Raw genomic sequence first — 13,147 nt, 5'->3', positions numbered from 1 at the left:
ATGATTCTGAAACTCCAGTTCTTCAATCTTTTCCTTTAACTTTTTAATTTCATCGTTTTTACTCATACCATTACTTTGTTGTACTAAGGTACTGTATTTTGTTAACCAATAGGTAATAGTTGTTCTAGGAACATCATATTTTTTTGAAGCTTGCGTGCTAGAGATGTGTCCGGTTAGAATTTGGTCAACGACTAAAAGTTTGGTTTCTAGATTGACTTTTTGATAGCTTTTTTTTCGCCAGTGGTCTTTTTTTGTTTTCATAAGTGACTATAATTAATGGTTTAATTTTTAGTCAACCTATTTCAGGAAAGTTCAGTGTTCAAATTGTAGCCAACGGTCTTGTATATGGCTCGTAGCGTGTAAATTAGCGGTTAATTTTCGGTTAAGCACGAGCCGAATTTTTTAATTTTCTTATTACCTTTTCTTTTCAATAAGCCAAATTAAAAAATTTGGCGGACTTGCAAAAATGCCTTAACTTCAATTAAGTAACTGACTAGCTATGAGCTATATACGTTGTTGTGGTGTCGTTTTTTTACGCTGACATTGGTTTCACGTTAATTTGTCCGCCAATAGCTTTCAACACTTTCATTATTGTTCCGAATTGCGGTTTCGCTCCTTCAGATAATGCCTTGTAAAGACTCGGTCTGCTCATTCCAGTTTTTTCCGCAATTTTAGTCATTCCAATTGCCTTTGCGATATGTCCAATTGCCACAATCAAATCAGAACTTTCGCCATCTTCAAGAACTGTATTTAGATATTCAGCAATCATTTCCTCGCTGTCCAAATAGTCTGCTATATCAAATTTAGTTGTTTCCATATCAATCCTCTTTTATTCTGTTCCAGATTTTTTTCGCTTTCTCGATGTCCTTTTGTTGGGTAGATTTATCTCCACCAATTAAAAGAATTACGATTTTATCATCTTTTTCTTTAAAATAAACTCTGTAGCCTTTTGCGTAATTAATTCGCATTTCGCTAATTCCATCTCCAACAGGCTTACAATCTCCAAAATGCTCGTCAGTTTCAAGTTTCTGAATTCGGAAAAGTATTTTAGATTTCGCACGTATATCTTTCAGCTTTCTAATCCACTTATCAAATTCAGATGTTTTTTTAATGATAATCATTTATTGTATCCAATTAGATACAAATATAATCAAAAATTTGGATTTAAAACAGAAGTTTTCGGATTTCCAGAAAGTTGCTCTTAAATGCACCACAACGGTCTCGTATAACCGTCAGTTACGGGTTAATATGCGTTAATTTTCGGTTAGGCACTGACTTTAGCAATTCCGAGTGGATTCGGACGTGGTCGAATCCGCCGTAATTGCGGTTATACATTGTTGTGGTGCGTATTTTTTTCATTATTTATTAGTCCGATATATTCTCGTAAATCAGCTTATTTTCTGTTTTTAAAATTGATATTCGGTTGTATGTTGGTGCGTAACCTCTTTCATTCGGTTTATAATATTCATAGATATATTCGTTTGCAGTTTGGTAATTGGCTGTAAATTCTTGTCCATCTCCATTTTCCGAATATCTCGGTTTATCAATTCTAATATCAGTTGTTTCATTTTCGAGTTTATGATAGTTTTCCGCACTTGTGATTTTATTTTTTATTCTTGATTTGTCAGCTTCGGAAATTGTCAGCTCAAAACGATGATAAAAGTCTTTAATTCCTGCGAATTCATTAGAGTTCAGTTTGAAGTTTTCTTTTAGTTCAAAATTATGTTCCGCTAATAATTTTTCAGCGTCAGATTTGAAAAAAAGCTCATCCTCAAAAACAACAGAAAATATAAAAGATAAAACAGCAATTGATAAAATTCCCGCAATCCACTTTCCTAATTTCTTTTTTCCGAAACGTTTAGGAATCTAGTATCCTAAATAAATTATTCCGATTGTAAGTCCGATAATCAGAAGTATGATTAAAATCCAAAATATCAAAAATGAATCCATTTAATTTATTCGTTTCGTTTTTTCATATGCACCACAACGGTCTAGTATAAGCGTAGTGCGGGATTAGAAGCACTTCACTTTCAGTTTTAACTTATGTTTGTTAATATTCAATTTGCTTATTTTTAGCACTTTAGCCCGCATTACGCTTATACATTGTTGTGCATAGTGCTTTTTCCGTTCAGCTTGGTTTTCCGATGTTTCTTATTTAGTTCGGATTGAGCGCTGGCAAGACATACTCTTTTGCAATTTTTGGCGTAGCGTTGGCTTTAGCGAATTGCAAATGTGTATGGCTTTAAGGGTTGGCGTTTCCTCCAATACCTTTATTCAACATTTCTTTCACCAGTCCGAAAATCATATTATTAATATCTTGTCTTGCTTCTTTGTTGTCCGAATATAGTTTATAAAAATTAAAGTTCTCATTAATCAATTTTAGCATCTCTTCTGAAACTATTTTGTCATTCGTTATTTTTGCGTTCTGTTCGTCCGAATACTCCATTGAGTTTTTCATTTCTTGGTTATTCATAACGCCTTCTGCAATATCTACTGCCATTTTACGCACTTTGTCTGCATCTTCAAATTCAGTTCCGTAACGTTCATTAAAGGTTTGTAAAATACTTGAAAGTCGGTCAATTTCAGGGTCGTTTACTCCGCCACGCATTTCGGTTGGAATTGGTTTCAAATCTTCACCTTGTTCTAATACAACGTTTGTAGTCGATTCCAGTTGTAAACGGTAACTATCCATATCAATATTGTCCAAAATGCCTTGAGCTAAATCTACAGAAGTTTCACCACCTAATTTATTCTGTAAGTGATTCAAGAAAATGTAAAGTCTTTCCAAATAAGCATTTTCAAATTCTACTATTTGAGAAAGGAAAATATATAAACGAACATAGGTTTTTACTTTTGCTCTAAAATCTGCTTGCTGTTCTTCTTCTAAATCGTTTCTAAAAATATCGCTTGATTCATCTAATAAAGCGTGTAATTGGTCAACAGGAACATTGTTTAAAATCCGATTAGAAAATTCTTCTATTTGTTCTCTCGTGTAAACTTGATAATTGTCTAAAGCATCTTGTAAATCAAACAATTTATTTGGGTCTGTGGCTTCTCCTAAAATGGTACTTTCAAAATAAGGTTTAAAAGCCTTTTCAATATCTTCTGCGGTGTTTGCAAAATCTAAAACAAACGTTTCTTTTTTAAGTGGATGACTTCTGTTTAAGCGTGATAATGTTTGAACAGCATTTACACCGCCTAACTTTTTATCTACAAACATTGTATGTAATAAAGGTTGGTCAAAACCTGTTTGAAATTTATTTGCAACCAATAAAAAACGATAGTTGTCTTTTTCAAATTCATCTGGAATTTTAGCACTCGGAAATCCGTTTAAACTTCCTTCCGTTTCTCCATCAATTTCTCCAGAAAAACCAACAACCGCTTTATACGGACTATGGATGTCTTTTAAATATTGGTCAAAAGCTTTTTTATACTTGACTGCATTTGCACGACTACTTGTAACCATCATAGCTTTTGCCTTACCACCACATTTTTTATTCAGATTTTCCAAAAATTGGTTAATCATTAAAATGGATTTTTTCTTAATGGCGTGTTCGTGACTTTCTACATAAGCTTTTAATTTCTTTTGAGCTTTCTTTTTATCGTACTCTGGGTCGTCTTCTATTTTTTTGAGTAAGGCATAATAACTTTGATACGTTGTATAATTTTGCAATACATCTTTTATAAAGCCTTCCTCAATCGCTTGTTTCATTGAATATAAATGAAACGCTCTAAACTTGGTTTTTCCATTTTCTTGATATGGAACTCCAAAAAGTTCTAAAGTTTTATTCTTTGGTGTTGCTGTAAATGCAAAATAACTGGCGTTTGGTAATAGTTTACGAGCTTTTACCATCGCTCTAATTAAATCTTCTCCTGTTACCTCGTCATTTTCCTTTTCATCATAATTTTCAAGGTCAGATTGTAGTTCTTCTTCGTCTGAAACTTTTGCTAATGTTTCATTCAACTTTCGAGCCATTTGACCACTCAAACTGCTGTGAGCCTCATCTATGATGATACCAAAATTATTTCCTGGCAACTCTGCAATATCTTCTACAATGTGAGGGAATTTTTGAATCGTGGTAATTATAATTTTTTTACCTTCTTCTAAAGCTGTTTTTAATTGTTTACTGCCTTCTGTAATAGCTTCTACAACACCTTTTACTTGTTGGTATTGCTTGATGTTGTTTCGTATTTGAGCGTCTAATACTCTACGGTCTGTAACTACAATTACGGTATCAAAAATAGTGTTATCGCCTGCTTTGTTGTGTAAACCCACCAATTGATGTGCTAACCAAGAAATAGAATTACTTTTTCCTGAACCTGCCGAATGTTGAATTAAGTATTTTTGTCCTGCTCCGTTTTCTTGTGCGTCTGCTAAAATATTGCGTACTGCTGCTAATTGGTGAAACCTTGGAAAAATGAGTTTCTTAACTTTCTTAATTCGTTTTTTTCCTTTGGAATATACATATTCTTTTTCTTCGGTAATAATTTGAGAATAGTTTTGAATAATGTTCGTTAAACTATCTTTTGTTAATACTTCTTTCCACAAATAATCGGTTCTAATGCCTTCTTTTGGTGGATTTCCTGCTCCATTTTTATACCCTTTATTGAAAGGTAAAAAGAAAGAACTTTGCCCTTTTAATTCGGTACACATCCAAACTTCTTCGGTATCTACTGCAAAATTGACCACCAAACGACCAAAACGGAATATTTCTTCGTTAGATTCCCTGTCTTTGTATTGCTTTATAGCCTGGTTTACATTTTGTTTGGTGAGTTCGTTTTTAAGCTCAAAACTGATGATGGGCAAACCATTGATAAACGTAACAATATCTAATGATTTTTTATTTTGAGGCGAAAAATAAACCTGACGCATAGCCGAAAAAATATTGGCTTGGTATAAATCATTTGCTTTTTGATTATAAACTGAAACGGGTTTATCATAAAACAAACGAAGCTTGGTATCTGTAAAACCATCTACAATACCTTTTCGTAGTACTTCAATAACGCCTTTTTGTTTGATTTGGTCGTTTAAGCGTTTTACAATTTTTTGTTTATAAAGGTCTTGATGGTAGCGTTTTAATTTGTCTAATGCTTTGGCTTGTGTTGCTTCTAAAAATTGAAACAACATAGCTGAATCAATACAATTAATATTGTCGTAACTGGTATTTGCTCTTTCTACATAGTTGTTACTGTCAACTAAATAATCAACAATATGCTTTTCAAAACCGTTTTCTTTTGTATTGGTGGTTTTACTCATAGTTAATTCAAATTATGCTCATCAAAGTAATCATTTAACAATCTCATTATTTTTTCAAAATGTTCTTCTGCCTTTTCATCATTCCAATCATCTTCGTTATATACCAAATCAGACTTTAAGCTATCGATACTTCCTTTTGCTTTTTTATTCTCAAACATACTGCGTTTAACACCGTAAGCTTTGTCACTATATTCTGAATTTATACTTCTGGTAACTAGCACTAAGTTACCCATTGTATCCAGTGTTTCAATACAAACTTTGTCTCTTGGGTCTCTTGGGTTTTGTGGACCAATATGTTCAATTGAGTTTCTTGCTGTAATTTTATATTCCCCCCAAACTTCCTTTTTATCTAATTGACCTCTAAAATACCAGAGTACAAACTCTATTTTATAAAACCAATAATGAGGAAAACCAACACCAGAACTGTTTAAATTATCAACAGTTCCAAAAATCTCTTCTGAGTCAAATTCTACATCTAAAAAATCATCCATAGAATTAATGGTTCTTTCCGGTAAGGAAATATGCTCTATATTTGAACTAAATACAGTATTGTCCAACTGCCTCAACCAGTAATAGGCATTATCAAAAGATGGGTTTTCATTAAACATCCAATATAAAAAAGGTGTTAACCAATATTGAGTGGTGTTTTGTTGAGAATGGTATAAGATACTTTGTAATAATGCCATTCCGTGTAAACTGTCTTTATTAAGTCTTCGCAAATAGTAAGTCCAGCCACCTTTTTTTTGATTTTGTTTATAGATGTCTTTTATGCCGTGTTCTTCTTTGTCTTCTGAAACAGTAACCCATTTAATGACATATCTATCAAATCCGTGCCTCACTTTGAACAAGGTTTCGATAAACTGGATTACAAAACCTTCATCAATAAATGTCGACTTCAAAAAATGCTTATCAAAAGTTTCTAACAGTTCTTTTTCATTGATTCGCTCTATATCTTTTTTGTTTTCTTTAAAAAGAAATATTCGCAATGTGTGCAATAAGAGTTGTGGAAAGCTCAAAATACTTCTAACCGGCTCAAACTCATCTTCACTTGCTTCTGGGTGATGGTTTATATTTTCTTTAACCGAAGTTGCGATATTCTCATATTTTTCAGGCTGTTCTATCACATCACTTAACCAAAGTGTAGTTTGAGGATTTGCACTTACAAATAAATCTAAAACATCTGCTATTTTAAATCCATTATGGTAAATATACGCTACGTCTTTTGATGAACCAATTTCTAAGGCAATCACACGTTCTAAATAATTATCCATTACAGAACATACTTGCCACAGTTTTGCATATTTATTTCTTTTTTCTACGTCTTTAATAAAACTAAGTAGTCTAGCTTTTAATATTTCGTGATGTGCCAATTGTACACCTCTGTTATTTAAAGCTTCAAATAGTTTATTAAGGTCGGTAGTTTTTGGTACTTTGGTAAGCACCATTTTTACCTTTTCAAAAATATATTGAGAGAATTTTGATTTCTCTTCATCATTCTTTAGATGTTGAATTATTAATTGATTGATTTGATTTCTAGCTTTTCCTATTTTCAATAAATCAGAATAGTCTCTGGAATCTTCAGTATTGGAACGTTCTGCATTTCCAATGTTGTTAAAATAATCCGTTACATTTTGACGAATAGCAAATTTTAATCGAAGTTCATTGTCTTTATAAGTAAATGGTTCAAGACTTTCTCCCAATTCATTAGACAATAGCCATAATGTTGTAAAACGTTGTTGCCCATCTACCAAATCATATAACTTTTCACTTTGCTCATTATTTACAGTAATAATTCCACCTATATAGTATAAATCTTTATCTGCTTTATAAGCTGTATGTAAATCTTCAAATAAGGTTTTTACTTGTTCTTCTGTCCAAACATACAATCGCTGATAAATAGGAATATTAAACTCATATTCTTGAGCTACAATAGTCTTTATATCTGTTAAATTTGAAGCTATACTATCCATTGCTTTCGGCTTTTTACTTCAACTAATCTATTATCAATATCCTTATTGTAGAACTTGCATATCCTTTGGATGTATCTGTCTATGATGTTGTTTTTTACTTCTTTTTTTCCATTTAAAAACCCATTGTTTACATAGATGCTTTCAGTAGATTTTGCTTGATTAATAAAACTAAATACTTCATCAGGTAAATAGGCATTACATATCACATCTAATAAGCTGTTAGATGCATTTTTTAGACTATTTTTTATGGCTTCTTGGCGCACATAATATTTTTCTAATCGAATAGCTCCCAAATAATAATCAAAATACTGAATGGCTTTAAACAACTGTTCTTCTTTAAAATTATCATAATAAGCCACTAAACACATTTGCATATAGTATCGCAAATACTCTGACATATCTCTGGTATATAAAGCATTATAAAATTGTAATGCTTTTTCTACTTCATAAGATCTTTCTTCTTTCGCATTAAAAAGAAAACTAAATATGGCGTGATACTTATCTGTAAAATCAAAAAAGTTTTGTCCTTTATAAACAGGTTGCCTTATAGCAAAAGGATAGTCTTTTTTAGCTAAAGGTTTTTCGGTTGAAATAAGTTGTACACCGCCATCTGTATATTCTAGTTGGTGGTAACGCATATTGTTATTATTAGGAAATAAGCGAAACGAAGTTTTAGTTTCTGTGGTATAGGTGTTTTTTTGAAACTCAGTTAATACTTCAGTTTTGTTTGGATACGGAAAATGCGATTGCCCTTTCCATTGTCGCACCTTAAACAATACTTCATTAAATAAATGCTTTAGGTCTAGCAAATGATTTTCTTCTTTTCTGGCTTTAAAAGTAATATGCTCCCAGGCTTTCGCTTTTTGTTCTTGTAAGTTTTCTGGTAAGGCTCTTAAGTGATAGGCTTTTAGATAATCATCTACACCTAGACTGACACCTCTATTATTTTGAGAATCGAAAAATGCAAAGGCGTGGTCTTGATTATCACTCACAATAACCGTGAACTCTAGTTTTCCAAAAATATCAGCTTCTTTTAATTTTTCTAATTTTGCTGTGGCTTGCTTAGCAAAGTTTAAGTTATTGGCAATGTTAAATCCAGAAATGGTTTGATTGTATTCCACATTTTGCCCTTTTAGCAACTTACCATAAAGTTGATAATAGATAAGTGCTAATGTAGTCAACCTTTGTTGTCCATCTATGATTTGAAAATTGTCGTCTTTTGTATTGGCATATAGTAATACCGAACCCATATAATAAGTTTGTATAGGTGCTGTAGCTACATATTCTTCCCAATCTTGAATGAGTTCTTCTACTTTGGCAACATCCCAAGTATAAGCACGCTGATAATCTGGTACTACCAAATCAGGAAATTCTTCATACAAGTCATAAAAGCGGTATGTATTAACTTGTATCAAATTAGTTGACTTCTTTATTATAATGATTAGCTTCTTCGGCTACCATTGCCAACGGTGCTTTTCCTTCTTGTGGCACTTTAAAATCTCGCACATCTATTTTCCCCGTAACCGCCTCTGCTATTAAAGCCGTTTTATATTCTTCTACTAACGTGATTTCTTTTTCTATAGTAGAAATTGTTCTCTCAATTGTCCCAACTTCATAATTTAAATACGTAACTATTTCCTCTTGTTCTTTTAATGGTGGAATCAGAATATGAGCATTTTTGATTAACTTTTGATTTAATATTTTAGCTCCATAAATATTCTCATTTGCATTTCGAATAATTTGTTTTGGTAAAGAGTAGTAGAAATAGTCTATAGAAATATCCTTACTAGGATAAATAGCAAATATTGCTTCATTGGTGTATAACTCTTTTTCAGTTATTGCTACCTTACCTACAGATAATTTAAAACTGTATAATAAAGAGCCTGCAGGAACAATTTCCTTATTTACTAATTTTATATATTCTTCCGAAATCCCTTGAGAAGAACTGGAAATATACTTTGATGTTAAGTCACTAATGTTTACCCAGATATTATCCTCTGGATAATAGTAACTTGATTTAGTAGTGTCGGGTGTAAATCCTACATTAAATTTAAATTCTTCTTTAACTTTCTTAACTGACCAATGTTTAGGAATATTGCCCAACCAAGCAATATCAGAATCTTTCATTGGTACATTTTTATCTAAACCTTTTGTAGTGGCTTTATTGATTATAGCATTTTTTTGCTCATTAAGTAGTTTTATCAGCTGCTTTTTGTTTTTTACAAAGCGTTTTATTGTTCCTAGTTTGTAATCTAGAAAAGAAGCAATTTTAACTTGTTCAGTAGGACTAGGATTGGGTAATTTTAATGAGCGTAAATCATACCTAGAAACTTTTAATCTTAAGGTATTGTATTTACCGTCTCCTCTGTCTTTTGCAATTAATCCACGTCCTAAGCTAAATAAAACACCTTGTAAAACTTTACTTTTAAATAAGTATTCATAATATTTGGTAGAATTATAATTTTTAGAATCACTAGAGAAGGTATAGTAAACAGGACTTACACAGCCAAAGTATTTAGAAACTCCTACTGCACCTACTATCATATTCATACTATTTAAAACTAAGTCATTTTCATAAGCTAATTTATACTTAGTAAAGTCATCTTTAAAACGGTCTAGATTTGTTGTTTTATCTGCATATAATGTTACTCCCTTATTAATGGATAATGAAAGTCTCTCTTTACTTCTAATAGGACTGTTTTTTTCATTTCGTTCATTCAAAATATTTCTTAGTGAAAGTACTTTCCATTGTTTAGGAATTTCTTTTAACCAATTTAGATCATAATCCTTGTATTGCTCGTATTTTTTGTAGCTTTTCATTAGTCAATAATTTCTTGAAGTAAACCATCTGTTTCTTGTTCTAGCTTAATAATATCAGAAGCAATTTCTTCCATTGAACGAAGGTTTCTATGTTCATAGAAATGTTTACTAAAAGGTATTTCGTAGCCGACTTTTATCTTCTTTTTGTCATACCAAGTATCAGGATTATACTGTAAAATTTCTTTTTCAAAAAATTCCTGAATGTTTTTTGTCATTGGAACATTTTCGGAATCTTTTAATTCTTTATCAGATTTCGGATTTCCTTTTTTATCGGTTATAATAATACCGTTTTCATCTTTCTCTGGTTGGTGTGTAGTAATTTGATAAAAACCAAAATCCTCATTGGTAAATATTTTAGAATAGTCATTTTCCTCGAAATCAAAGTATAATCTTTGAATTGATTCCATATGTTGAATTGTTAATTCATTACTTTTATCTCCAATGGGTTTGTGCATTTTTTTGTAAAATTCTTTACTACTAGCATTTATAAGTTGAACTTTTCCTTTTCGTTTTTCTTGTTTTACATTGCTTAAAACCCACAAGTATGTGGCAATTCCAGTATTGTAAAATATATCGTTAGGTAATTGTATAATGCATTCTAGTAAATCGTTTTCTATAATATATTGGCGTATGCCACTTTCGCCACTTCCTGCATCTCCTGTAAATAGGGCAGAACCATTGTGTACAGAAGCAATACGGCTTCCTCCATCTTTTGGGTCTTTCATTTTAGATAGCATATGTAGCATAAACATAAGTTGTCCGTCATTGCTACGTGAAGCCAAAGTTTGTTCTTCTAGTTCTCCTTTATAGTTTTTAATTTTTAGATTAAATCTTGTGTCTACAATGTCTTGTTTTTTATTTGAGCTATTTGTCAATGATTTTAAATCCTCTTTCCAACTTGTACCATAAGGTGGATTGGTTAACATAAAATTGAATTTCAAGTTGGGTTCAAAACCGTATTCACTTAAAGTAGAACCAAATTTTATTTTTTCTGGGTCTTCGTTTTTTAGCAACATATCAGATTTACAAGTGGCGTACATTTCGCCAGTATTTTCTTGTCCGTATAAATGAAAAGTTGCTTTAGATTTTATTTCGCCATCTGGATTAGTTGCATACTTTTTAGATTGCGTTAGCATTGCTCCAGAACCAGCACAAGGGTCGTACACTAAAAAAGTTCCGTTTTGTATTTTGTCTTTTACAGGCAAATACACCAAATGCGTCATTAACTCAATAATTTCTCTTGGTGTAAAGTGTCGCCCAGCAGCAGCATTTGTTTTTTCGTTAAACCTGCGAATCAAATCCTCAAACATATAACCCATTGCCATAGGTGATATTTTTTCAGGGCTTAATTCTACTTTTGGGTTGCAAAATTTTTCGATTAGTGAAAACGTAATACCGCCATTTTCCAAAGTTTCTAATTGGTTTCTGAATTTGAATTTAGAAATAATGTCTTGCACATTTGCTGAATAGCCGTTTAGATAATCTAAAAAATTACTGTCAATATTTTTTGGGTCGTCCAGCAACATTTTCATTGTGTATGGCGAAGTGTTGTAAAATGCCAATCCAGAACCGTGCGTTGCACTTGTTAAAAGTCCATCTAAGTTGTCCATCTTGGATTTAAACTCATTGTGCGTTTTTAAGACTTTATCTTTTGTTGGTTCTAGAGCTAAATCCAATCTTCTCAAAACGGTCATTGGTAAAATCACATCTTGGTATTGGTTTTCTAGGTATTTATTTATAAGCACATCATCTGCAACTGTCCAGATGAAGTTTATAATGGGTTGTAGGCTTTGCGTATCTAAATTCATTCAGTTTCTGTTCTTTTTTCTGTCGCTAATTTGAGCGTAGGCTAAAATAGCTCTTTTGTTTTTTTAGCGTTGGATTTTGCGTTGGAAAAAAAACAAATGTGCTATTTATGCGGTTGGCTTTTATAGTTCAAATGTTCATTTTTTATCGTTTTTCCGCATTATGCACAACGGTCAAGTATAAGCGTAGTGCGGGTTTTCGGAGCAATACACTGTCCGCCAACACGAACTTTGATAGATGGCAAAATACTAAATTTTAGCCACTTCGCCCGCATTACGCTTATACAATGTTGGCGGTAGTTTATTTATTCAATTCTCCTTAATACCCCCTTTAATTTTGCTTCAACTCCAAGATTATCAAAAAGTTTTTCAGTCAATGTTAATGTCTTCTTGAAAGCTGTTTTAATATCTGTCGGATCTAATTCTGATGTTGTCTGCTGAAATAACGAATACCAATCTGGATCTATGTCATTTTCCAAGCTTTTTGTTGGACTTTCCCAATGTTTGGTTTGGTATGTTTCAATTCTTATTAACCAAAGTAAATATTTTTGAACATTTGATAAGCTTTGGTAAGCGTGAGCAAATTCCTGTCGTTTAATTAAGTTGCTTGTTGTAAGTAAAACATTCAACAATGATTGGCTCAACCACAGGATATTTTCATTTGTTGTTCGATCAGGTACTTTAGTTTTTATTTCTTTGAGCGTGTTAGTCAATAAATCTTCTTTATCTACTAAAATCATCTTGTCAAAGTCGCTAAACTCTACCAATCCGTCCCACGATTTGATAACTTCCATTTGGTCGTTTGTCAAAAAATGAAACTCCCCCCTTATCATATTTTCAAAAATGGCAACTTCACTTCCAAACTCGTTGGTAAAATATAATGCCAAAGGATGAATTTGGCTTACCCAATTTTCAGCGGAAAATTTTTCTTTATCCTTCAAGAAGATGTAGAATTCAATATCTGAATATTTGTCCCCTTCATTTTTGGTAAATGACCCATACATAAATACGGCAGAAATATTTTTATCATTTTGAGCTATTGACTTTGTTTTGTCAATCATCTGTAACTGTATCATTTTCTAATTTTTTAATATTAACAATCGTCCTTTCTACTTAGCGTAGTAAAGGATATTTCAATTCTTATTCTATCTTACAGTTACTTATAGCTTCATTTTCTTGAATGTTTTTCGTTGTTAATCGTTTCTTCAAATTACCGCCAACGGCTTTGGCTATGATTTCGTTGCGTAAAAATACGCAGGATTTATTCCGTTGTAGCTCAAAGATAGAAAAAAGGA

Annotated in this window: 10 protein-coding genes; all 10 read right to left on the bottom strand. The window is 32.0% G+C overall.

What is annotated here, in order from left to right:
- A partial coding sequence (locus tag FT993_RS08595; protein ID WP_305054867.1) for a helix-turn-helix domain-containing protein occupies positions 1–261 on the bottom strand: 261 nt, incomplete at its 3' end.
- Between the two features lie 271 nt (positions 262–532).
- The gene (locus FT993_RS08590) at positions 533–817 is read right to left on the bottom strand and encodes an addiction module antidote protein (protein ID WP_042247321.1); all 285 of its coding nucleotides are present in this window, start codon (positions 815–817) and stop codon (positions 533–535) included.
- Position 818: 1 nt separating this feature from the next.
- Positions 819–1,121 (bottom strand): type II toxin-antitoxin system RelE/ParE family toxin, encoded by a 303-nt coding sequence (locus FT993_RS08585; protein WP_147862140.1) that lies wholly within the window; start codon positions 1,119–1,121, stop codon positions 819–821.
- 285 nt (positions 1,122–1,406) lie between these two features.
- Positions 1,407–1,568, bottom strand: a complete 162-nt coding sequence (locus FT993_RS12325; RefSeq protein WP_187240786.1) for a hypothetical protein — start codon at positions 1,566–1,568, stop codon at positions 1,407–1,409.
- A 674-nt stretch (positions 1,569–2,242) separates the two neighbouring features.
- On the bottom strand, positions 2,243–5,257 hold the full coding sequence (locus FT993_RS08580; protein ID WP_147862139.1) for a type I restriction endonuclease subunit R: 3,015 nt from the start codon (positions 5,255–5,257) through the stop codon (positions 2,243–2,245).
- A 2-nt stretch (positions 5,258–5,259) separates the two neighbouring features.
- Positions 5,260–7,227 (bottom strand): DUF262 domain-containing protein, encoded by a 1,968-nt coding sequence (locus FT993_RS08575; protein WP_147862138.1) that lies wholly within the window; start codon positions 7,225–7,227, stop codon positions 5,260–5,262.
- Positions 7,215–8,642 carry a DUF262 domain-containing protein gene (locus FT993_RS08570; RefSeq protein WP_187240785.1) on the bottom strand — a complete coding sequence of 476 codons (1,428 nt, stop codon included), beginning with the start codon at positions 8,640–8,642 and terminating at the stop codon, positions 7,215–7,217. Before FT993_RS08570 ends, FT993_RS08575 begins: the two co-directional genes overlap by 13 nt.
- Position 8,643: 1 nt before the next feature.
- Positions 8,644–10,047, bottom strand: coding sequence for a restriction endonuclease subunit S (locus FT993_RS08565; RefSeq protein ID WP_147862136.1), 1,404 nt, complete (start codon positions 10,045–10,047; stop codon positions 8,644–8,646).
- Positions 10,047–11,855 (bottom strand): class I SAM-dependent DNA methyltransferase, encoded by a 1,809-nt coding sequence (locus tag FT993_RS08560; RefSeq protein ID WP_147862135.1) that lies wholly within the window; start codon positions 11,853–11,855, stop codon positions 10,047–10,049. The genes FT993_RS08565 and FT993_RS08560 overlap by 1 nt, the downstream gene beginning before the upstream one ends.
- 302 nt (positions 11,856–12,157) lie before the next feature.
- Positions 12,158–12,928 (bottom strand): lincosamide nucleotidyltransferase Lnu(I), encoded by a 771-nt coding sequence (gene lnu(I) / locus FT993_RS08555; protein ID WP_147862134.1) that lies wholly within the window; start codon positions 12,926–12,928, stop codon positions 12,158–12,160.
- Positions 12,929–13,147 lie beyond the last annotated feature (219 nt).

Source organism: Mesonia sp. HuA40 (genome assembly GCF_008017835.1).
Classification (GTDB): Bacteria; Bacteroidota; Bacteroidia; order Flavobacteriales; family Flavobacteriaceae; genus Mesonia.
Note: the sequence above shows the minus strand (reverse complement) of the source record. Positions and strands in the feature narration are given on the sequence as shown.